Annotated in this window: 20 protein-coding genes and 1 pseudogene; 10 read left to right on the plus strand and 11 right to left on the minus strand. The window is 70.7% G+C overall.

What is annotated here, in order from left to right:
* Window positions 1-141 precede the first annotated feature (141 nt).
* Window positions 142-975: an endo alpha-1,4 polygalactosaminidase gene (locus DEJ30_RS05830; protein ID WP_110859469.1), complete on the plus strand. Its 834-nt coding sequence runs from the start codon at window positions 142-144 to the stop codon at window positions 973-975.
* A gap of 159 nt (window positions 976-1,134) precedes the next feature.
* On the opposite strand, the gene DEJ30_RS05835 is transcribed toward DEJ30_RS05830, so the two are convergent.
* The 4 genes from DEJ30_RS05835 to DEJ30_RS05850 all read right to left on the minus strand — a co-directional run bounded on the left by DEJ30_RS05835 (window position 1,135) and on the right by DEJ30_RS05850 (window position 3,464).
* Window positions 1,135-1,494 (minus strand): GntR family transcriptional regulator, encoded by a 360-nt coding sequence (locus tag DEJ30_RS05835; RefSeq protein WP_258369842.1) that lies wholly within the window; start codon window positions 1,492-1,494, stop codon window positions 1,135-1,137.
* Between the two features lie 10 nt (window positions 1,495-1,504).
* Window positions 1,505-2,077 (minus strand): DUF1684 domain-containing protein, encoded by a 573-nt coding sequence (locus DEJ30_RS05840; protein ID WP_110859563.1) that lies wholly within the window; start codon window positions 2,075-2,077, stop codon window positions 1,505-1,507.
* Window positions 2,078-2,209: 132 nt separating this feature from the next.
* Complete coding sequence (locus DEJ30_RS05845; protein ID WP_110859471.1) at window positions 2,210-2,692, minus strand: hypothetical protein; 483 nt, start codon at window positions 2,690-2,692, stop codon at window positions 2,210-2,212.
* A gap of 133 nt (window positions 2,693-2,825) precedes the next feature.
* On the minus strand, window positions 2,826-3,464 hold the full coding sequence (locus DEJ30_RS05850; RefSeq protein ID WP_027466757.1) for a GNAT family N-acetyltransferase: 639 nt from the start codon (window positions 3,462-3,464) through the stop codon (window positions 2,826-2,828).
* A gap of 91 nt (window positions 3,465-3,555) precedes the next feature.
* Between DEJ30_RS05850 and DEJ30_RS05855 the strand changes: the two genes are divergently transcribed.
* Both DEJ30_RS05855 and DEJ30_RS05860 read left to right on the plus strand, forming a co-directional pair.
* The gene (locus tag DEJ30_RS05855) at window positions 3,556-4,161 is read left to right on the plus strand and encodes a hypothetical protein (RefSeq protein WP_258369843.1); all 606 of its coding nucleotides are present in this window, start codon (window positions 3,556-3,558) and stop codon (window positions 4,159-4,161) included.
* Between the two features lie 42 nt (window positions 4,162-4,203).
* On the plus strand, window positions 4,204-4,506 hold the full coding sequence (locus DEJ30_RS05860; RefSeq protein ID WP_110859472.1) for a DUF427 domain-containing protein: 303 nt from the start codon (window positions 4,204-4,206) through the stop codon (window positions 4,504-4,506).
* 28 nt (window positions 4,507-4,534) lie between these two features.
* On the opposite strand, the gene DEJ30_RS05865 is transcribed toward DEJ30_RS05860, so the two are convergent.
* From DEJ30_RS05865 to DEJ30_RS05890, 6 genes are all read right to left on the minus strand, one after another.
* Window positions 4,535-5,794, minus strand: a complete 1,260-nt coding sequence (locus DEJ30_RS05865; RefSeq protein WP_110859473.1) for an Nramp family divalent metal transporter — start codon at window positions 5,792-5,794, stop codon at window positions 4,535-4,537.
* Between the two features lie 583 nt (window positions 5,795-6,377).
* Complete coding sequence (locus DEJ30_RS05870) at window positions 6,378-7,073, minus strand: CGNR zinc finger domain-containing protein (RefSeq protein WP_110859474.1); 696 nt, start codon at window positions 7,071-7,073, stop codon at window positions 6,378-6,380.
* 47 nt (window positions 7,074-7,120) lie between these two features.
* On the minus strand, window positions 7,121-7,612 hold the full coding sequence (locus tag DEJ30_RS05875; protein ID WP_110859475.1) for a SprT-like domain-containing protein: 492 nt from the start codon (window positions 7,610-7,612) through the stop codon (window positions 7,121-7,123).
* Window positions 7,609-8,439, minus strand: coding sequence for a hypothetical protein (locus tag DEJ30_RS05880; protein ID WP_110859476.1), 831 nt, complete (start codon window positions 8,437-8,439; stop codon window positions 7,609-7,611). Before DEJ30_RS05880 ends, DEJ30_RS05875 begins: the two co-directional genes overlap by 4 nt.
* A 140-nt stretch (window positions 8,440-8,579) precedes the next feature.
* Window positions 8,580-9,296, minus strand: a complete 717-nt coding sequence (locus tag DEJ30_RS05885; RefSeq protein ID WP_146238508.1) for a DUF308 domain-containing protein — start codon at window positions 9,294-9,296, stop codon at window positions 8,580-8,582.
* A 109-nt stretch (window positions 9,297-9,405) separates the two neighbouring features.
* Window positions 9,406-10,248, minus strand: coding sequence for a spermidine synthase (locus DEJ30_RS05890; RefSeq protein ID WP_110859478.1), 843 nt, complete (start codon window positions 10,246-10,248; stop codon window positions 9,406-9,408).
* A 130-nt stretch (window positions 10,249-10,378) separates the two neighbouring features.
* Here DEJ30_RS05890 and DEJ30_RS05895 point away from each other — a divergent pair, with 130 nt between their 5' ends.
* The 7 genes and pseudogenes from DEJ30_RS05895 (at window position 10,379) to rpoC (ending at window position 21,617) form a co-directional block, all read left to right on the plus strand.
* A complete protein-coding gene (locus DEJ30_RS05895) occupies window positions 10,379-10,915 on the plus strand; it encodes a hypothetical protein (RefSeq protein WP_110859479.1) in 537 nt (178 codons plus the stop codon).
* Window positions 10,912-12,126 carry a sensor histidine kinase gene (locus DEJ30_RS05900; protein ID WP_110859480.1) on the plus strand — a complete coding sequence of 405 codons (1,215 nt, stop codon included), beginning with the start codon at window positions 10,912-10,914 and terminating at the stop codon, window positions 12,124-12,126. Before DEJ30_RS05895 ends, DEJ30_RS05900 begins: the two co-directional genes overlap by 4 nt.
* 68 nt (window positions 12,127-12,194) lie before the next feature.
* Window positions 12,195-12,239, plus strand: a pseudogene (locus DEJ30_RS18600) (hypothetical protein); the annotation flags it as partial.
* Between the two features lie 112 nt (window positions 12,240-12,351).
* Window positions 12,352-12,783, plus strand: coding sequence for a response regulator transcription factor (locus DEJ30_RS05905; RefSeq protein WP_309146758.1), 432 nt, complete (start codon window positions 12,352-12,354; stop codon window positions 12,781-12,783).
* A 332-nt stretch (window positions 12,784-13,115) separates the two neighbouring features.
* Window positions 13,116-13,751 carry a hypothetical protein gene (locus DEJ30_RS05915; protein WP_111090909.1) on the plus strand — a complete coding sequence of 212 codons (636 nt, stop codon included), beginning with the start codon at window positions 13,116-13,118 and terminating at the stop codon, window positions 13,749-13,751.
* A gap of 451 nt (window positions 13,752-14,202) precedes the next feature.
* Window positions 14,203-17,691 carry a DNA-directed RNA polymerase subunit beta gene (gene rpoB / locus DEJ30_RS05920; RefSeq protein ID WP_110859483.1) on the plus strand — a complete coding sequence of 1,163 codons (3,489 nt, stop codon included), beginning with the start codon at window positions 14,203-14,205 and terminating at the stop codon, window positions 17,689-17,691.
* 44 nt (window positions 17,692-17,735) lie between these two features.
* On the plus strand, window positions 17,736-21,617 hold the full coding sequence (gene rpoC, locus DEJ30_RS05925) for a DNA-directed RNA polymerase subunit beta' (protein ID WP_110859484.1): 3,882 nt from the start codon (window positions 17,736-17,738) through the stop codon (window positions 21,615-21,617).
* A 129-nt stretch (window positions 21,618-21,746) separates the two neighbouring features.
* On the opposite strand, the gene DEJ30_RS05930 is transcribed toward rpoC, so the two are convergent.
* Complete coding sequence (locus DEJ30_RS05930; RefSeq protein ID WP_017885546.1) at window positions 21,747-22,142, minus strand: VOC family protein; 396 nt, start codon at window positions 22,140-22,142, stop codon at window positions 21,747-21,749.
* Window positions 22,143-22,149 lie beyond the last annotated feature (7 nt).

The following is a 22,149-nucleotide window of genomic DNA, read 5'->3' on the forward strand; positions in this document are numbered from 1 at the left end:
TCTGGAGACAGCTGGTCGGGAGTTCGGGGCGTCCGTACGACGCACGAGGCGATCGGCGCCTCGAGTACGACCAGCATAGCGTGCACATCCCCGGAACGGCGAGGGCAGGGTCGTTCGCCCGTGGCGTGCGAGGATTCCGGGGTGCGCACGCGATCCGTCCTGTTGACCACCGCGATGGCCCTGGTGGCCGTCCTCGGCACCGCCGGCTGCGCCGAGGCCGCCACGCCCAACGCGGCCGGGAGCTACCGCAACCTGCCGACCTCCGGCCGCGTGGACTACCAGCTCGGCGGCGGGTACGCCCCGCCCTCCGGCGTGACGATCGTCGAGCGCGACAGCACCGACCGCCCGGCGAAGGGCAAGTACAACATCTGCTACGTCAACGGGTTCCAGACGCAGCCCGAGGCCGCCAGCACGTGGAAGAAGTCGTACCCGTCGGCGATCCTCCGCGACCGTGCGGGAAAGCCGGTCTCGGACCCGGGTTGGCCGGACGAGATGCTCCTCGACACCCGGACCGCGGCCGAGCGTGCCCTGATCACGAAGGTGCTCGCGAAGACCGTCGCCCGCTGCGGTGACCGCGGGTTCGACGCGGTGGAGTTCGACAACCTCGACTCGTGGACCCGGAGCGGCAAGCGGCTCACCCGTGCCGGCAACCTGGCGCTCGCGAAGTCGCTCGTCGCCGAGGGACACCGGCACGGGCTGGCCGTCGGGCAGAAGAACACGCCGCAGCTCGGGGCGTCCGGGCGCGAGCAGACCGGGTTCGACTTCGTCGTCGCCGAGGAGTGCGTGCAGTACCGGGAGTGCTCCGCCTACACGAAGGCCTACGGCGGACGGGTCATCGACGTCGAGTACTCGGACATCCTCGAGGGCTCGTGGGCGTCGGTCTGCGGGCTGGAGAGCCGTCCGGCCATGACGATCCTGCGCGACCGCGACCTGGTGACCCCGGAGGACGACGCGTACGTGTACGAGCACTGCTGAGCGCTCGGAACGGTTCTTCCCAGAACGCCTGCGATGCCTGGTCGAATCGGGCGTACCGGGTCAGAACTTCCGACCGGGTACGCCCGGAACGACCGGGTACGCCCGGAACGACCGGGTACGCCCGGAACGACCGGGTACGCCAGGAAGCGCCAGCCAGCGCTACGCCGGCCAGGCCTCCCGCAACGCGGTGGCGGCCTGGTCGGCCGACAGCCCCGCCGAGCGTGCTGCGGCGGCCAGGGCGCGAGCGGCCTCGGCCACGGCTTCCGGTACCGCTGCCGGTCGCACCACCCGGGTGCCGGCGCCCCGCGCGGTGTGCACGAGCCCGGCCTCCTCGAGCAGCTGGTAGGCCTTCGCGACGGTGCCGGCGGCGAGTCCGAGCTCGTCCGCCAGCCCACGCACGCTCGGCAGTCGTTCGCCGTCCACCAGGTACCCGGCGGTGATCTGCGCGGCGATCTGCGATCGGACCTGCTCGAACGGCGGCACGCGGCCACCGACGTCGAGGGCGACGAGTCCTGTCATGCGTTCCACCCTAGAAGTCGTACTGCTCGCCGACGGGGATCGGGACCGGCACGGTGTTGCCCGGAGGTGCGAGCGGGCACGCCCACGCGGGGTCGTACGCGCACGACGGGTTGTAGGCGAAGTTGAAGTCGAGCACGAGCGACCCGAGGTCGTCGCCGCCCAGGTCCGAGCCCTTGATGGTGTCGAGCAGGTAGCGTCCGCCCCCGTAGGTGCCGCGGGCCTTGCCGGCGCTGGCGTCCTTGACCGGGACGAACACCCCGCCCGCGTAGCCGCCGTGCTTCCAGACGTCGAGCGTGCCGACACCGGGGACCCGCACGAGGCCGAGCCGGTCGAAGTGGACGACGCCGTCGGTGCCGGTCTCGAAGTCGAACTCGGCGGGCTCCGTGGCCTCGACGCGCACCTGGAACCGCCACGCGGGGTCGTAGTCCGGCACCGGCAGGGACTCGAAGTCGCGGGCGTCCTCGTCGAGCAGCGGCGATGCGGGGTGCTCCGCGAACATCGCGTCCCGGGTCTCACGCCAGAGGGCGTGCGCCGTCTGGGGGTCCGAGGTGGCGCGGACGCGGCGGTACAGGTCGAACGTCATCCGCCGCCAATCCGTCGTCGCGAGCGTGCTGCGCACGCGGTCGTCGGTCGTCGGCTCCTGGGGGCGCGTCTGGCTCACGTGGTCGAGGCTACGCCCGCTCCGCGGTGGACGGGAGGCCCGACCCACGTCACGTCACTCGCCGTCGGTCCGCCAGGTGGGTGCGAGGGCGCGCATCCGGAACGCCCGCCACTGCCAGATGACCCACATGCCGGGCCACAGGGCGAGCCCGAGGACGGCCGGTCGCATCCGGTAGGTCAGACGGTCGAGCAGCAGGGTGCGGCCACCCGGTGCGGGGACGACGGCCATCCGGTGCGACATCGTCATCCGCCCGAACAACCCGGACGTGCCGCCGCCGTTGTCGCGCTGCACGGGGACCCCCTGTACCTCGTACAGGTCGAGGTCGACGTGCGTGTCGCCGCTCGGCACCAGCCCGAAGGCGTCCGCGGTGATCGGGTGCGGGTGCCCGGGCTCCCAGCGCTCCGGGAACCCCCGGGGGTCGCGCGAGCGGTACGCCAGGAACGGCTTCGTCACCGCCACCATCACGGACGGGGACAGCAGGGCATCGCGCACGGCGTCGACCGGCGCATCGAGGACGATCCGGAGGCCGACGTGCATGGCGGTGACGCTACGCCCGCGGGCTGGACGGCGCGCCGTGGCCCACTGCGCGACGGCGCCCGGTCAGGCGAGACGACGCAGGCGAGACGACGCAGGCGAGACGACGCAGGCGAGACGACGCAGGCGAGACGACTCAGGCGTGCCGGGCCGACCGACGGCGGGACCCCTCGGCGCGGTCGTGCCGCCGGAGCCGCTCGGCCAGCGAGAGGCGGACCGCCGGCCACTCCGACGCGATCACCGAGAACACCACGGTGTCGCGCAGGGTGCCGTCGCGGCCGATCGCGTGGTTCCGGAGCACACCGTCCTGCTTGGCGCCGAGGCCCGCGATGGCCGCCCGGGACTGCAGGTTGTGCCAGTGCGTGCGGAACTCGACCGCGATGCACTGCCACGCCTCGAACGCGTGCGACAGCATGAGCAGCTTCGACTCGGTGTTGATCCCCGAACGCTGCGCGGACCTGGCCAGGAAGGTGCTGCCGATCTCGACACGGCGGTTGCCCGAGTCGATGTTCATGAAGGTCGTCGCACCCACCACCCGGCCGGTCGGGCGGTCCCGCACGGCGAAGGGCACCATGCGGCCGGCCTCGTGCTCGGCGAGCCGCCGGTCGATCTCGGCCTCGACCTGTGCCGGGGCGGGCACCGAGGTGTACCAGGTGCGCCACAGATCGCCGTCCGCGACCGCCGCCCGCAGGTCTTCCGCGTGCTCCTGCCCGAGGGGCTCGAGCGTCACACGGTCGCCGGTCAGGGTGGGCACGGGGGCGATCTCCATGACCATGCATCCTAGGGTCGCCGACCCTGGCGGAACCCGGTCGGACGCCGACCCTGTGGAGAGGGACAGCATCGCCCGGGCGGCTATCGTGACGGACGTGGCAGAACGCACCCAGGAGAAGTACCAGGTCCGGTTCGCGTGGGGTCCCGGAGGTGCGGCGCGGATCGCCCACGGCGCCCACTTGCTCGTCTGGGTCGACGCCCTGCCGGCGACCTCCGACGCCGCAGCACAGCGGCGCGCGCTGCGGAACGTGACCGCCCAGCTGCCGCAGGGTCCGGAGGTCGTGCTCGGCCACCTCGGCAACGCGGCGGTGGTCGCGGAACGGGTGACGGGCCTCCAGGCCGCACGCGGTGACCGGTGCGTCGTCGCGATCGTTGCCGCCGGGCTGCACCACACCGCAGCCCTCGACGACGCGGCCGAGGCGGCGGGTGAGTCCGTCGACGTCGCCGACGCACCCGACTTCGCCGTCGAGGACCTGCTCGCCGCCGGAGCCGTCGTCGACGCGCTCGCCGAGGTCGGCATCGACCACACCTCACCCGAGGCCGCCGCGGCCTGCGCGGCGTACACGGGGCTGCGCCGCGCAGTGCGGCACCTGGTCAGCGCGTCCGAGGGAGCCGCCGTCCTGAGCCGTGACGAGGTGCACGCGGCGCTCGCCGCGGGCGCCGACCTGACCGTCCTGCGGGAATCGGGGGAGCGCGCGTAGCGTTCGCCCCGTCACGGAACCAGCGAGCGAAGGAGCAACGCCATGAAGGCAGTCGTCGGCGACACGGTGATCGCGGAGGCCCCCGAAGAGGACCTCATCAAGATCGAGGGCAACTGGTACTTCCCGCCGTCGAGCGTGAAGACCGAGCTCTTCACCGAGAGCCCCACCCAGTACCACTGCCCGTGGAAGGGCGACACCCAGTACTTCACGGTGAACGTCGACGGACAGGCGCTGCAGGACCGCGCGTGGTCGTACCCGACGCCGATCCCGTCGTCGTTCGACCGCGTCGGCAAGGACTACTCGGGCTACGTCGCGTTCTGGAAGGACGTCCAGGTCGTCGACTGACGACCGCCCGTCCCTGACCGGCTGCGCCTCAGCCGGTCAGGGTGAGCACGACCAGTGCGACGTTGAGCGCCACGATGACCGCCGCGATCACCCACGCCACCACGCGGGTGGTCGCGGCGTTCACGTCGGTCCCCATCACGCTCCGTCGCGACGTGTAGACCACCAGGGGCACGATCGCGAAGGCGATCCCGAAGCTCAGCACCACCTGGCTGACGACGAGCAGCATCGTCGCGTCGGCGTTCAGCGCGAGCAGCACGATCGCGGGCACCAGGGTGATCGCGCGCCGGGCCACGAGCGGGATCCGCACGTGCAGCAGGCCCTTCATGATCTCCGCGCCGGCCATGCAGCCCACCGAGGTCGAGGCCAGGCCGGACGCGAGCAGGCCCACGGCGAAGAGCACTCCGACGACCGGGCCGACGTTCTCGGCGATGGCGCGCTGCGCACCAGGGATGGAGTCGGTGCCCTCGACGCCCGGCAGGGTGGCCGCGGCGAGGACGAGCATCGCGATGTTCACCCCGCCCGCGACGATCAGCGCGAGCCCGACGTCCCACCGGGTCGCGACGAGCACCCGGCGACGCTCCGGCCCGGCGGGGACGTCCCCGTGGCGGTCCCGGGCGAGCGCCGAGTGCAGGTACACCGCGTGCGGCATCACGGTCGCACCGAGCATCGAGGCCGCGAGCAGCACCGACCCGGCGCCCTCGAACCGCGGCACGAGCCCGGCGACCAGGTCGGCCGGTGCGACCCGGGCGAACAGCAGCCCGGCGCAGAAGCCCACCGTCAGGATCGCGAGCATCGCCGTCACCACGGTCTCGAACAGGCGCGTGCCCCGGCGGCTGTGCAGGGTCAGCAGGAGCATCGAGACGAGCCCGGTGATGATCCCGCCGACCACGAGCGGCAGGTCGAAGAGCAGGTAGAGCGCCAGCGCGCCGCCGATGACCTCGGCGATGTCGGTCGCGGCGGCGACGATCTCCGCCTGGCCCCAGAACAGCAGGCGCGGGGTGCGCCGCATCCGCAGGCCGAGGTGTTCGGGCAGTGACTTGCCCGTCACCACCCCGAGCTTGGCGGACAGGTACTGCACCACCACGGCGCTGGCGTTCGCGGCCACGAGCACCCAGAGCAGCAGGTACCCGTACTCGGCGCCGGCGGTCAGGTTGGCGGCGACGTTGCCCGGGTCGACGTAGGCGATGGCCGCGACGAAGGCCGGTCCGAGCAGGGTGAGCCCGGCTGCGCGACGACGCGGGGCACCGGATGGGTGCTCGTCGAGCCGGGGGCTGGCAGTGTCGGTCATGCACCGATACTGCCAGAGGATTTGGCGGTCCGAATCTTTATCTTCGTCGTGTCGTGGTGCTGGCCGGTCGACACGCGTGCGTGCGTGTGTCGGGTGGTCACGGCCCGTCGGTTGCGAGGCCGTTGGCGGACGGTTGGTGACCGCTCGGCGAAGGTGAGCGGGGTGTCCTGACCGCTCGCGGAAGGCGGACGGGAGGCCCGTGGCGGCGCCTCCACGCGCCTCCTGTGCGGTCGGGTGGTCGCGACTCGTCGCTTGCTTTGCGTCGGGTGGTCGCGACCTGTCGGTTGCGAGGCCGCCAGCAGACGGTTGGTGACCGCTCCGCGAAGGTGAGCGGGGTGTCCTGACCGCTCGCGTGTGGCGGACGGGAGGCCCGTGGCGGCGCCGCCACGCGCCTCCTGTGCGGTCGGGTGGTCGCGACTCGTCGCTTGCTACGCGTCGGATGGTCGCAACCTGACGGTTGCGACGCCGTCGGGCGACGGTTGGTGACCGCTCGGCGAAGGTGAGCGGGGTGTCGCGACCGCCCCCGGACCCCACACCGTCCGGATCACGCGACGGACGTGGTCGCCCAGTGCTCAGGTCGTGCTCACTCCGCGGCGCGGCGGGCGCGGTGCGCCCGGACCTTCGCCCGGTTGCCGCACCGCTGCATCGAGCACCAGCGCCGGGTCCCACCGCGCGACGAGTCGTAGAACACGAGGCCGCAGTCCTCGGCCGAGCACCGGCTCAGCCGCGTCGGCCGGCCGTCGGCCTCGACGTCGTCGAAGCCGACCTCGGTGAAGAGCGCGACGGCGTCGCGCGCGACGCTCGACAGGGCCTGCGCCAGGCGGACCCGGTTCGCTCCGGCGCGGCGTCGGCCACCCGGGAGGCTCGGGGGCACGTCCGGCAGGGCGGCGAACAGGTTGACGGTGTCGATGTCGTCGGGCGCGGGGCGCGTGCGGCCGGCTCCGGCACGCAGGCCCGCCGCCACGGCGGTGCGTTCCGCGGCGGTGCTCGCCGGCGCGGGGGCGGCGGCCACGGCGAGCCGGGCGATCGCGGCACGCAGGGCACGGGCGTCCTGCAGCTCGCGGGCACTGGCACCGACGTCGATCGGCTCGGTGTGCTCGCTGAGCCACTCGTCCAGGTCGGCCGGACTCGCGAGCAGTTCCCCGAGCTGCGACCGCGGTCGGCGTCCGGCGGGGTCGTCGGCGAAGCCACCCGTGTGCGCGAAGTCGAGAGCGATCCGTCCGGCGTCGAAGAACCAGGAGGAACCGGCGTCCGTGCGGATGTGCTGCCCCGTGTGCATCCGCCCAGGCTAACGGGTTACCGGCGCGCCTCCGTGCGTCGGGCCCCTCATGCGGTAGTCGACGCCATCGTGGCCGCGTCGTCGTCCGCGGTCCGGCGCCGCCACGTGATGACGTTCCGGGCATCGAACCGCCGGGAACAGCGGGCGCAGGCCAGGGGACGGGTGGGCGTGCGGTACCGGAAGTGCTCGTGCCCCGCGGGGCAGGTGCCGATCCAGGGGGCGAGCTCGCTGGCGATCGGCCCGTCGTGCAGCCGGGAGCCGGTGTACCCGATCGACGCGGCGGTGCGCTTCCACTTCGGTCCGTGTGCCGCCCGGGCGCCGGCGAGTGCGTGCGCGACCTCGTGCAGCAGGACCTGTTCGACGTCGTCGTCGGAGAACCGGGTGGCCAGGTGGCGGCTCACCGTGATCCGCTTCCGCGCGAAGTCGCACTGGCCGGCGCGGGTCTTGGCGTGGTCGAACCCGAACGCCCAGGTCCCGGCGCCGAGGTGTTCGGCGATGAGCGCCTCCGCGCGGACACGGACGGTCTCGAGCGCCGTCACTGCTCGGCGCGCGGGTCGGCCTGGCCCTTCTTCGCTGCCCGGGCCGCGATCCGGCCCCAGATGTCGTCGGCCTCGGTCCGGGCGGCGTCGGGTGCACCGAGCACGCGGCGGCGGATCGGCGGGACCTGCTTCACCGGCTCGGCGACACGGGTGGTGGGTTCGTCGTCCTCGGCGCGGCGGGCGGCGACTTCGCGGGCCGTCCGGGGCCGGTCGGACGGTTCCGCCGGGTTCGTGATCGATGCCCGCATGGCGGCCTCGACCGCGGTGCGCAAGGCGTCGGTGCGCTCGGACGGCGCCCCCGCCTGCCGGAAGGCCTGGTACGCCCGCGAGAGTGCGGCGCGGGCCTCGTCGAAGCGGTCGTTCTCGAACAGCGACCAGCCCTCGATCTCGGCCGCGGCGCCCTCGAGTTCCGGCCACTCTTCGGTCGCGGCGGTGTCGCGGGCCATGGCGGCCTCGGCGGCGGCGCGGTCGTGCCGCCCGAGGTCGTGCAGGACGTGCGCACGGCGGATCCGCGCAGCGACCTTGTCCTGGCGCTCCCCGGTGAACATCGCCAGGCGGAACACCTCTTCGGCGATGACGAGCGACTCGTCCAGACGACCGAGCAGGCGGAGGAGCTCGGCCCGTTCGGCGAGGGCGTCGGTGCTGCGGCTCTGGCCGAGGTCACGGAGCCGCTGGTGCACGGCGTCGACGTCGACCGCGGGTCGCAGGCTGATGGGCGCGAAGGTGCTGCCCGGGCTGACTCCGGCCGTCACGGGAGCCGCGTGGCGCGGTTCACGGGAACGGTCGGACGGGTCGGGCTGCTGGCGGTCGTCGGGCGGGAGGGACATCGGTTCGAGGGTAGCCGCGGTCTCCCGGGAGCGGTCGGTGCGACGCGCTCAGGTTGCGCGGGTGCCGCCGTCCGCGCCTGCCCCCGGGACGACGAACGGCCCGCCGTGCCGGAGCGCGACGGGCCGTTCGGAGTGGTCGATCAGGAGTTGGCGCCCACCGCGGCGGCAGCGGCCACGCCGACGTAGGTGACGAGCGTCGCGATCGTGGCGACGACGGCCAGGATGATCGCGAAGATGCCCCAGCCGCGACCACGCTTGGTCACCGCGGCGATGATGCCCTGCACGAGCGCCCAGAGCCCGAGGATCGCTGCGACGCCGGCGATCACCGCACCGACACCGATCTGCGAGATGACGGCCGGGTCGTTCATGAGCTGACGCTGCAGCTCCTGCTGGTCAGGGGTGGCACCACTGCTCGGCACGAGGTTGTTGATCGCGTCGCTGTTGGCGAGCGCCGATCCCATCACGTACCCGCCGATGACCCCGATGACGAGCGCGGCGAGTCCGAGGACGAACGCCACCACACCGAGGGTCTTCTTCTTGGGCTTCGGCTCGTCGTGGCTCTGCCAGGCCGGGGCACCGGAGTGCGCGGGCGCGGCGGCGTACGGCTGCTGGTCGTGGTGCTGGCCCTGGTCGTGGCGCTGCTGGTCGTTCCAGCTCGGCGTGCTCGACGGCTGGCCGTACTGCTGCTGGCCCTGCCCGTACTGCTCGCCGTACTGCGGGGTCGAGGTCGGCGCCGGGTCCACCCGCTCGCCGTACCGCGGGGCACCGGCGTCGGGCTGCTGCTGCGGGGCGTCGCCCCAGCGCGGCGCCTGGCCGTCGCCCGTCCGGTCCTGGTCGTTCCGGTCGTCGTTCGTCATCAGGGTTCCCATCGCTCGGTCGCGCACCTGCGCGGTCGTTCAGACCATCCTGACAGCCGGACCCGCCGAGTGCCCGAAGTCCGTCCCCGGCGACGCCCTCGGGCGGGCGTCAGCCCCCGAACACGCTCCGGTTCGGCTCGGGCGACGCGACCGCCGTCTGGTCGGTGACGATCGGCGCCCCGGCGATGAACGACCGGAGCTCCGCACCGTGCACGACCTTGGCCGGCATCGGGTCGGACGAGTACCGCCTGGGCATGTCCGCCGCCGGCAGGTCGGTCGGCGACCCGAGCAGCACGATGTTGCCGAACCGCCGGCCCTTGAGCATGCCGGTGTCCGCGACCGCGGCGACCGACGGCAGCACCGACTGCAGCGTCGACGCCTGCCCGCGGGCGAAGGCCAACCCGGCGCCGTCGGCCACGTTCACCGCGACGATGCCCGTCGGCGACAGGAACGCGGCGACCTCGCGGTAGAACTCGACGCTCGTCACGTGGGCGGGGATCTGCGAACCGCCGAAGACGTCCACCACCGCCAGGTCCACGGTGCCGCGAAGTCCGGCGGGCAGCTTGCCGAGGACCTCCCGGGCGTCGCCGTACCGCACCCGGATCGACGCGCCGCGGGGGAACGGCAGGGCCTCGCGCACGTGCTCGACCAGGTCGCGCTCGAGCTCGATCACCTGCTGCCGCGAACCCGGGCGGGTCACCGCGACGTACCGGGGCAGGGTGAGGGCGCCGGCGCCCAGGTGCAGTGCCGTGATCGGGCCGTCCGGCAGCAGGTCGATCGCGTGCCCGATCCGCCGGATGTACTCGAACGCCAGGTGCGTCGGGTCCTCGAGGTCCACGTGCGACTGCGGTGTGCCGTCCACCACCAGGGTGAAGGACCCCGGTCGGTGCCGGTCCGGCTCCACCACCGAGTACCCCGCACCGATCCGGAACCCGTCGAACGCATCAGCCATGCCGTCAATGGAACACCACCGCGATCACCACCCGCGCCCCCACCCGTGGTTGGTGTGCCAGCGGAGCGCCCGGAACGAGGCTGATCTCACCGGTCGCGGAACGCCGCCGGACCACCTCGAAAGGCACACCATGTCGGTCCAACTCCTCGCGAACGTGCTCATCGGCCTCGCCCTCGTCGGCTTCCTGGCGTACCGACAGGCGACCTGGCGGTCCCTCGACCCGGCGCGGATCTGGCGGGGCCCCCTCGTCATGGCGGTCGTCGGCGCGGTCGTCCTCGCACAGACCACGACGACCGTCACCACCACCGACGTCGTGTTCCTCGGCCTCGAGGCCCTGCTCACCGTCGGCGTCGGCCTCGCGATGGGGGCCATGACCCGGTTCCGCACCGTCACGACGCCGGACGACGAGGGGCGCACCCTGCAGTCCCGCACGGGCTGGCTCGGCGCCGGCCTCTGGATCGTCCTCATCGCCGCCCGCATCGGGCTCGACGTGCTCGGCGGCCACCTCGGTGCGCACTTGCTCACCTCGACCGGCACGGTCCTGCTCGTGCTCGCCCTGAACCGCGCCGCCCGCGCCCTGGTCGTCGACCAGCGCATCCCCCGGGGAGGCGCGGACACCGGCGGCGACCGTCGCCAGGGCGCCGGCCGCGGCATGATGGTGCGGTGAGCCTGCCGACCGACCCGGACCGGACCGATCCCGCCGGGGTCCGGTCCCGCTCGGTCGTCTCCTGGGGGCTCAACGCCGTCGGGATCGCCGTGGTCGCCTTCTGGTTCGTGCGGAACGGCCTCCTGCTCCACCACCCCGCGTGGGTCTGGGTCCTCGGGGCCGTGGCGCTCGCCGCCTGGGCCGTCCGCGAAGGGGCACGCACGCCCCGTGTGCTCGTCGCCGCAGCCGGCGTGATGATCGCCGCCGGATCCTGCACCGTGGTGCCGACCGACTCGCTCCTGGTCGTCCCGGTGATCGTCGGGCTCGTCGTCCTCGCCGCCGACCTCCGCCTGCCGGTCTGGACGGCTGCGGTCGCCGCGCTCGCCGCCGTCGTGGTGGTCGCCGTCACCGCGACGCTCGAGCAGACGTCGGTGCAGTTCGTCCTCGGGGTGAGCGGCGGGCTGCTGCTCGGCGTGCTCGTCGGCTTCGGTCGTCGGCAGGTCCGGATCACGACGGCGCAGGCTCGCGAGACCGAGCGGCAGCAGCAGCGCGCACGGCTCCTCGCCGACCGGTCGCGGGCGTCCCGGGACATCCACGACGTCCTCGCCCACTCGCTCGGCGGCCTGGTGCTGCAGCTCGACGCGGTCGAGGCCCTGCTCGAGGCCGGCCGCGTCGACGAGGCCACCCGCCGAGCCGGCGAGGCCCGCGCGCTGGCCGCGGACGGCCTGGCCGAGGCGCGGCGTGCGGTGCACGCGCTCCGTGACCAACCGCAGCCCGACCAGCCGGAGCGGACCCGTGCCTCCAGTCCGTCCGCCGACCACGCGTCGGGCCTGACGGCCCTGCTCGACGCGCACCGCTCGTTCGGCGGCGAGGTCGTCGTGCAGGGCGACGCGACCCTGGCGGTCCTCGATGACGACCACCGGGCCGCCGTGGTCCAGGTCGTCCGGGAGGCCCTCAGCAACGCCCGCAGGCACGCTCCCGGCCGCCCCGTGTCCCTGTCCGTGATCCGGGACGGCGAGGCCGTGGACGTCGTCGTGGCCAACCCGCTGCCGAGCGGTGGACAGGGGGTGCTCGGGATGCGCGAGCGGTTCGCGGAACTCGGCAGCGAGGCCACGGTGGAGGCCGAGCGTTCCGACGACGAGTTCGTCGTCGCCATGCACCTGCCCGTCGACGGTTCGGTCGATGCGGAGACCGCGGACGCTGCGGTCGTCGCCGAGGACGACCGCTCGTGACGATCCGGGTGCTCGTGGTCGACGACCAGGCCATCGTCCGCGACGGCCTGGTCACGGTGCTGTCACTCGTGCCCGACCTGCAGGTCGTCGGGCAGGCGACGGACGGTGCCGAGGCGATCGCCGCCGTCGACCGGCACGTACCCGACGTCGTCCTGATGGACCTGCGGATGCCGGGGGGTCGACGGGCCGACCGCCACCGAGCGGATCGTCGCCGAGCACCCCGGGGTGGCGGTCCTGGTGCTGACGACCTACGCCGACGACGACTCCATCGTCACCGCGCTGCGGGCGGGAGCACGCGGCTACCTGACGAAGGACGCCGGGCGGGCGGAGATCGCGACCGCGGTGCGCGCGGTGGCCGCCGGGCAGTCGACCTTCGACGCGACCGTGGGGGCGCGGCTGGTGGCGCGCCTCGCCGCTGGTGCCGCTGCCGCTGCGCCTGCGTTCCACGATGCCGGTCCGTCGCTCGGTGCCCGGTTCCCGGACCTCACCCCGCGCGAAGTGGACGTCCTCGAGCGCATCGCGGACGGCCGGACGAACCCCCAGATCGCCGCCGAGCTGTTCCTGACGGTGCCGACCGTGAAGTCGTACGTGAACCAGGTGTTCGCGAAGCTCGGGGTCCGGACCCGCGCCGAGGCCGTCGCCCGCGTCCTGCGCTGACCGTCAGCAGCACACCGTCGTTCCCGGGTGACGCACTGCGGACACGTGAATGCGTACGCATGGACAACCAGCGGACACCAAGACTCGTTGCGTACCGTTGGCGCCTGTCGTCACGACGCCAGAGCGTCGATGCGTGTGTGCCCCACACACCACGCGTCCGCCCGGACACCGTGACCACGACGTGCCCGTGAGCGCCCCCACCGCTCGAGCGTGCGCGTCGTCGGCGTGCTGCTGCGCGTCACCCCTCCGGCCACCCGCGCGCGCTGGCCGTCGAACGCACCGCACCCGATGACGAGTGCACCACTGCTGATCCGCCGCAGGAGACCTCCGTCATGACCGCCGACACCATGAGCGTGCCCACCGCTCGTTCCACCACCCCGGACGCCCGCCGGGCCGGCACCCGACCGACCCGGGTGATCCGGGCCTCCCGGCCGTCCCGCGCTTCCCGGCCGTCCCGTTCCTCCTTGCCGTTCCACGCCGACCGCGAGACGGCACCCACCTGGATGCGGGTCGTCGGCACGGCGCTGCTCGTCGGCGGCGCCGGCCTGTCCGCCGCCGTGCTCGGCTGGCCGGGGGACGCGCCGGAGGTCGCCCTGCTGGTGCCGGCCCTGCTCGCCGTCGCCCTCGGGTCGCTGCTCCTGCTCGCCCGTGCCGGGTTCACCGTCACCGAGCGGCACGTGACCCTGCACTTCCGTCCGCTCCCGCCGCGGCGCATCCCGCGCCGGCGGATCACCGACGTCCGCCTGGTCGAGGCGGACGCGGCCACCTACGGTGGCGTCGGCCTGCGGATCCGTCGCGGCGTGCGTGCGCTCATCCTCACCCCGGGGCTCGGGATCGAGCTCACGGACGACCGAGGCCGGGTCACGTTCGTCCGCACGCGTCGCCCGGAGGACGCGTTCCGTGCGCTGGCCGGACTGCCGGGCGGCCCGGGAGGCGCGGATCGCGTCGAGCGCGAGCGTCTGGGCTGAGCAGGGACCCGGCTGAGCAGGAACCCGGCTGAGCAGGGACCCGGCTGAGCAGGGACCCGGCTGAGCTGGGAATGGAAGCGGCGTGTGGCGGCTTATACACGCCACTGCCGAATCCGGTCAAGCCGGGACTGGACAGCGCGCCACGGAGCGAACTATGATGACAGTTCGCGCTCCCTGGCATCCGTGTCGTCATATTGCGGTCGACGCAGAGTCTTCAGAACCACCGAGTTCTGAGATGTACAGACTCATCTCGCCCTGGTGCAGCCGGACCCGTATATGGCGGCGGGTACCGCTCACGGAGATCATCCCACACGTGCACCGACGTTCCGCGTCAGGCACGCGTCGGCGTGGTCGCAGGGCTTGCATCTCAGGGTTCGCCGAGCGATCAATCCACTCACCTACACACTGCTCGTCAGTGTCGGCCCGACGGGGCCTACCGGAGGTCACACCCTTGGCTGCTGCGCCCAACGCATCCACCAACCCCAAGAACGGTCGCAACCACTCGCGACTCTCGTTCGCCAAGATCACGGACACCCTCACGGTTCCTGATCTGCTCGCACTCCAGACGGAGAGCTTCGACTGGCTCGTCGGCAACGACGTCTGGAAGGCCCGCCTCGCCGAAGGGCAGGAGCAGGGTCGTACCGACCTCGCGCTGCACTCGGGGCTCGAGGAGATCTTCGAGGAGATCTCCCCGATCGAGGACCTCGGCGAGACCATGCAGCTCTCGTTCACCGCGCCGGAGCTCGAAGACCCGAAGTACTCGATTGACGACTGCAAGGAGCGCGGCAAGACCTACGCCGCTCCGTTGTACGTCAACGCCGAGTTCATGAACCACATGACGGGTGAGATCAAGACGCAGACGGTCTTCATGGGCGACTTCCCGCTCATGACCGAACGCGGCACGTTCATCATCAACGGCACCGAGCGCGTCGTCGTGTCGCAGCTCGTCCGTTCGCCCGGCGTGTACTTCGAGCGCCAGCAGGAGAAGACCTCCGACAAGGACATCTACTCGGCGCGGATCATCCCGTCGCGTGGTGCCTGGCTCGAGTTCGAGATCGACAAGCGCGACCAGGTGGGCGTGCGCATCGACCGCAAGCGCAAGCAGTCCGTGACCGTCTTCCTCAAGGCCCTCGGCCTGACGAGCGAGGAGATCATGGACGAGTTCCAGGGCTTCGCGTCGATCGAGTCGACCCTCGAGAAGGACGCCGTCCTCACGAAGGAAGAGGCGCTCAAGGACATCTACCGCAAGCTCCGTCCGGGCGAGCAGGTCGCTGCCGAGGCCGCGCGTGCGCTCCTCGACAACTTCTACTTCAACCCGAAGCGCTACGACCTGGCGAAGGTCGGCCGCTACAAGGTCAACCGCAAGCTCGGCATGGACGCCCCGCTGTCCGACTCGGTGCTCACCGTCAAGGACATCGTCGCGACGATCAAGTACCTGGTGTCGCTGCACGCTGAGCGCACCACGATCGACGGCGTCCGTGACGGCGAGCCGGTGCAGCTGCGCCTCGACGTGGACGACATCGACCACTTCGGCAACCGTCGCATCCGCGCCGTCGGCGAGCTCATCCAGAACCAGGTCCGCACGGGTCTGTCCCGCATGGAGCGCGTCGTCCGCGAGCGCATGACCACGCAGGACATCGAGGCGATCACGCCCCAGACGCTCATCAACGTGCGTCCGGTCGTCGCCGCGATCAAGGAGTTCTTCGGAACGTCCCAGCTGTCGCAGTTCATGGACCAGAACAACCCGCTCGCGGGCCTGACGCACAAGCGTCGTCTCTCGGCCCTCGGCCCGGGTGGTCTGTCCCGTGAACGTGCCGGCGTCGAGGTCCGTGACGTCCACCCGTCGCACTACGGCCGCATGTGCCCGATCGAGACCCCGGAAGGCCCGAACATCGGCCTGATCGGTTCGCTCGCGTCGTTCGGTCGGATCAACTCCTTCGGCTTCATCGAGACCCCGTACCGTCGCGTCGTCAACGGCGAGGTCACGAAGACCATCGACTACCTCACCGCTTCGGAAGAGGACGACTTCGTCGTCGCGCAGGCCAACGCCCCGCTGACGAACGACTTCCACTTCGCCGACGACAAGGTGCTCGTCCGCAAGAAGGGTGGCGAGGTCGAACTCGTCGCCAAGGACGAGGTCGACTACATGGACGTCTCCCCGCGCCAGATGGTGTCGGTCGCGACGTCGCTCATCCCGTTCCTCGAGCACGACGACGCGAACCGCGCCCTCATGGGTGCGAACATGCAGCGTCAGGCCGTCCCGCTGCTCCGTTCCGAGTCGCCGCTCGTCGGCACCGGCATGGAGGGCTACACGGCCATCGACGCCGGCGACGTCGTCACCGCCGACAAGGCCGGTGTCGTCTCCGAGGTCTCGGCCGACGCCGTCACCCTGCAGCTCGACGAGGGCGGCACGCAGACCTACTACCTGCGCAAGTTCGACCGCTCCAACCAGGGCACGAGCTACAACCACCGCGTCATCGTCTCCGCAGGCGAGCGCGTGGAGCAGGGCGAGGTCATCGCCGACGGTCCCGCGACGGAGAACGGCGAGCTCGCGCTCGGCAAGAACCTCCTCGTCGCGTTCATGCCGTGGGAGGGCTACAACTACGAGGACGCGATGATCCTGTCGCAGAACCTCATCAAGGACGACACGCTCTCCTCGATCCACATCGAGGAGTACGAGGTCGACGCCCGCGACACCAAGCTCGGCAAGGAGGAGATCACCCGTGACCTCCCCAACGTCAGCCCGGACCTGCTGGCCGACCTCGACGAGCGTGGCATCATCCGCATCGGTGCCGAGGTCCGCCCCGGCGACATCCTCGTCGGCAAGGTCACGCCGAAGGGCGAGACCGAGCTGAGTGCCGAGGAGCGTCTGCTCCGTGCCATCTTCAACGAGAAGTCGCGCGAAGTCCGCGACACCTCGCTCAAGGTGCCCCACGGTGAAGAGGGCACGATCATCGGCGTCAAGGTGTTCGACGCGCAGGACGGCGACGACGAGCTCGGCTCGGGCGTCAACCAGCGCGTGGTCGTCTACATCGCCCAGAAGCGCAAGATCACCGCGGGTGACAAGCTCGCCGGTCGTCACGGCAACAAGGGCGTCATCTCGACCATCCTCCCGGTCGAGGACATGCCGTTCCTCGCCGACGGCACCCCCGTCGACATCGTCCTCAACCCGCTCGGCGTCCCCGGCCGCATGAACTTCGGCCAGGTGCTCGAGATCCACCTCGGGTGGCTCGCCAAGCAGGGCTGGAACGTCGAGGGCATCCAGGACTGGGCCGAGAACCTGCCGGAGGCAGCGCACAGCGCCGAGCCCGGCACCAAGGTCGCCACCCCGGTGTTCGACGGTGCGTACGAGCGTGAGATCGAGGGCCTCCTCGACTCGACCCTCCCGAACCGCGATGGCGAGCGCCTGATCGGCTCGTCCGGCAAGGCGCAGCTCTTCGACGGCCGCTCCGGCGAGCCGTTCCCGGAGCCCGTCTCGGTCGGCTACATGTACATCCTCAAGCTGCACCACCTGGTCGACGACAAGATCCACGCGCGTTCGACCGGTCCGTACTCGATGATCACGCAGCAGCCGCTGGGTGGTAAGGCGCAGTTCGGTGGACAGCGATTCGGTGAGATGGAGGTGTGGGCGCTCGAAGCGTACGGCGCCGCCTACGCCCTCCAGGAGCTCCTGACGATCAAGTCCGACGACATCCTCGGCCGCGTGAAGGTCTACGAGGCGATCGTCAAGGGCGAGAACATCCAGGAACCCGGCATCCCCGAGTCCTTCAAGGTCCTCATGAAGGAGATGCAGTCGCTCTGCCTGAACGTCGAGGTCCTCTCGGCCGACGGCCAGGCGGTCAGCCTGCGCGACAACGATGACGAGGTCTTCCGCGCTGCGGAGGAGCTGGGCATCAACATCTCCTCGCGGTTCGAGTCGTCCTCTGTCGACGACATCTGATCCCGCCCGTACATCGAAGCCTGAATCAGCAAGAGAGAAGAACATTGCTCGAAGCAACTTCCTTTGACGCCATTCGGATCGGCCTCGCGACCGCCGAGGACATCCGTCAGTGGTCGTACGGCGAGGTCAAGAAGCCGGAGACCATCAACTACCGCACCCTGAAGCCCGAGAAGGACGGTCTGTTCGGCGAGCAGATCTTCGGTCCTTCCCGCGACTGGGAGTGCGCCTGCGGCAAGTACAAGCGTGTCCGGTTCAAGGGCATCGTCTGCGAGCGCTGCGGCGTCGAGGTCACCAAGTCCTCGGTCCGTCGTGAGCGCATGGGCCACATCGAGCTCGCTGCCCCCGTCACGCACATCTGGTACTTCAAGGGCGTCCCGTCGCGCCTCGGGTACCTCCTCGACATGGCGCCGAAGGACCTCGAGAAGGTCATCTACTTCGCGGCGTACATGATCATCGACATCGATGAAGAGGGCCGTCACGCGGACATGCCGGGTCTCGAGAACGAGATGCGTCTCGAGATCAAGACCCTCGAGGGCCAGCGCGACTCGATCATCGCCGACCGCCTCAAGAAGCTCGAGGACGACCTCGCAGCCCTTGAGGAAGAGGGTGCGAAGGCCGACGTCAAGCGCCGCACCAAGGACACCGCCGAGAAGGAGATGTCCCAGGTCCGCAAGTCGTTCGACGAGGACATCACCCGTCTCGAGCGTGTGTGGGAGGACTTCCGCAACCTCAAGGTGGGCGACCTCAAGCCCGAGGACGCCGTCTTCCACGAGCTCCAGGACCGGTTCGGGATCTACTTCGACGCCTACATGGGCGCCGAGGCGATCAAGCTCCGGCTCGAGGCGTTCGACCTGGCCGCCGAGGCCGAGGCACTGCGTCTGCAGATCGCCGAGGGCAAGGGCCAGAAGAAGATCCGCGCGATCAAGCGTCTGCGCGTCGTCAGCTCCTTCCTCGCCACCGGCAACTCGCCGGCCGCGATGGTGCTCGGCGTCGTGCCGGTCATCCCGCCGGAGCTGCGCCCGATGGTGCAGCTCGACGGTGGCCGTTTCGCCACGTCGGACCTCAACGACCTCTACCGTCGTGTGATCAACCGCAACAACCGTCTCCGCCGCCTGCTCGACCTCGGTGCCCCCGAGATCATCGTGAACAACGAGAAGCGCATGCTGCAGGAAGCGGTCGACGCGCTGTTCGACAACGGTCGTCGTGGACGTCCGGTCACGGGTACCGGCAACCGCGCGCTGAAGTCCCTGAGCGACATGCTCAAGGGCAAGCAGGGTCGTTTCCGCCAGAACCTGCTCGGCAAGCGTGTCGACTACTCGGGCCGTTCGGTCATCATCGTCGGCCCGCAGCTGAAGCTGCACCAGTGCGGTCTGCCCAAGCAGATGGCGCTGGAGCTCTTCAAGCCGTTCGTCATCAAGCGCCTCATCGACCTGTCGCACGCGCAGAACATCAAGTCGGCCAAGCGCATGGTCGAGCGTTCGCGTCCGCAGGTGTGGGACGTGCTCGAGGAGATCATCCGCGAGCGCCCCGTCCTGCTGAACCGTGCGCCGACGCTGCACCGTCTGGGCATCCAGGCGTTCGAGCCGCAGCTCGTCGAGGGCAAGGCCATCCAGCTCCACCCGCTCGTGTGTGCTGCGTTCAACGCGGACTTCGACGGCGACCAGATGGCCGTGCACCTGCCGCTGTCGGTCGAGGCCCAGGCCGAGGCCCGCATCCTGATGCTCGCTTCGAACAACATCCTGAAGCCGTCCGACGGCCGCCCGGTGACCCTGCCCGCACAGGACATGATCATCGGTCTGCACCACCTCACGACCGTCCGCGAGGGCGCCGTGGGCGAGGGCCGTGCGTTCTCGTCGGTGGCCGAGGCGATCCTGGCGAACGACCAGCACACGCTGCACCTCAACGCGATGGTGAAGATCCGCATGACGGGTGTCCACTTCGCCGAGGGTGAAGCACCCGAGGGCTACGAGCAGGGCGACACCGTGCTGCTCGAGACGACCCTGGGCCGTGCGCTCTTCAACGAGACCCTGCCGGCGAACTACCCGTTCGTCCAGAAGGTCACGGACAAGGGCGTGCTCTCCGCGATCGTCAACGACCTCGCCGAGCGCTACTCCAAGACCGAGACGGCCGCTGCGCTGGACCGGATCAAGGACGCCGGCTTCTACTGGGGCACCCGCTCCGGTGTGACCGTCGCCCTGTCGGACGTCGTGACGCCTCCTCGCAAGAAGGAGATCATCGCGGGCTACGAGATCCAGGCCGCCAAGGTGCAGGGCGAGTTCGACAAGGGTCTGATCACCGACTCCGAGCGTCGCGCCGACCTGATCAAGATCTGGACCGAGGCCACGAACGAGATCGCGCAGGAGATGCGCGACAACTTCCCGGTCGACAACACCATCAACCGCATGGTGTCGTCCGGTGCTCGTGGTAACTGGCTCCAGGTCCGCAACATCGCCGGTATGCGTGGTCTGGTGAACAACCCGAAGGGCGAGATCATCGCCCGCCCGATCATCAACTCGTACCGCGAGGGCCTGACCGTGGCGGAGTACTTCATCGCCACCCACGGTGCTCGTAAGGGTCTTGCCGACACCGCGCTCCGTACCGCGGACTCCGGGTACCTCACCCGTCGTCTCGTGGACGTGTCGCAGGACGTCATCATCCGCGAGGACGACTGCGGCACGACGCGTGGCCTCGAGCTGCCGATCGCGACCGTGGACGCCGACGGCAAGCTCGTCCGCGACCCGCGCGTCGAGAACACCGTGTACTCCCGCACCCTGGCCACCGAGGCCGTGGACGCACAGGGCACGGTCGTGGCAGAGGCCGGTGAGGACGTCGGTGACGTGCTGATCGACAAGCTTCTCGCGGCCGGTGTCGAGAGCATCAAGGTGCGCTCGGTCCTGACCTGCGAGTCCGCCGTCGGTGTCTGCGCGAAGTGCTACGGCCGTTCGCTCGCCACGGGCAACCTCGTCGACATCGGCGAGGCGGTCGGCATCATCGCCGCCCAGTCCATCGGTGAGCCCGGTACCCAGCTGACGATGCGTACCTTCCACACGGGTGGTTCGGCCTCGGCCGACGACATCACCCAGGGTCTGCCGCGTGTCACGGAGCTCTTCGAGGCGCGTACCCCCAAGGGCGCGTCCCCGATCGCCGAGGCCCCCGGCCGCGTCGTGGTCGAGGACACGGACAAGGGTCGTCGGATCATCCTCACGCCGGACAACGGCGACGAGCCGTTCATCTACCCGGTGCTCAAGCGTGCGACGCTCCTCATCGAGGACAACCAGCACGTCGAGCTCGGCGAGCAGTTCATCGCCGGCACCGTCGACCCGAAGGAAGTCCTCCGGGTCAAGGGTGTCCGAGAGGTCCAGAAGCACCTGGTCAACGGTGTGCAGGACGTCTACGGCTCGCAGGGTGTGCCGATCCACGACAAGCACATCGAGGTCATCGTCCGCCAGATGCTCCGCAAGGTCACCGTCGTCGACCACGGCGACACCGACCTGCTGCCGGGTGAGCTCGTCGACCGGTCGCGCTACAACGCGCTGAACCGTGCGGCGCTGCAGGAGGGTCGCAAGACCGCCTCGGCTCGCCAGGAGGTCATGGGCATCACGAAGGCGTCCCTCGCGACCGAGTCGTGGCTGTCCGCCGCTTCCTTCCAGGAGACCACCCGCGTGCTCACGCAGGCGGCCATGGAGGGCAAGCAGGACCACCTCGTCGGCCTCAAGGAGAACGTCATCATCGGTAAGCTCATCCCCGCCGGGACGGGCCTCAGCCGGTACCGTGACGTGGACGTGAACGCGACCGAAGAGGCGAAGGCGGAGCGGTACCCCAACCGCATCTTCGCCGACGACTCGTCGTTCTCGGACGCCGACCTGAGCTTCGTCGACTTCGACAGCTTCTCGTCGGACGACTTCACGCCGGGCACGTACAACTGAGCCTGATGTGATTCCATGAAGGCCCCGTCTCCGCAAGGAGGCGGGGCCTTCGTCGTGTCGTCACCAGGTGACGGCCTGGAGGCGCGGTGCGGGGCCGCCACGGGCCTCCCGTCCGCCGTGGGGTCGCGGCTAGAGCGCGCGGCCCGCGCCGTTGTCGCGGCCGGAACCGCGACCGGTCTCGTCGACCAGCGAGAACAGGCTCAGCACGTTGCCGTCGGGGTCGCGGACGTCGAACCAGTCGACCGCCCCGTCGACGCACTCGACGGGGCCGATGTCGATGCCGAGCGCGCCGATGCGTGCGTGCTGCGCGGCGACGTCGTCGACGCCGAAGCGGACGCTGACCGGGTTCTCCTCGGCCTGTTCGTCGACGTAGAGCTGGATCCAGATGCCGCCGACCTCGTACTCGGCGACGCCGTCCTCGGGCTCGAGGTCCGGCTCGGTGCGCTCGAAGACCGCGCCGTACCAGAGGCAGGACGCCTCGATGTCGGTGACGGGCAACCCCACGGTCACGCTCGTGATGTCCATGACTCAT

The sequence above is a fragment of the Curtobacterium sp. MCPF17_003 genome, assembly GCF_003224385.1.
Taxonomy (GTDB): Bacteria; Actinomycetota; Actinomycetes; order Actinomycetales; family Microbacteriaceae; genus Curtobacterium; species Curtobacterium flaccumfaciens.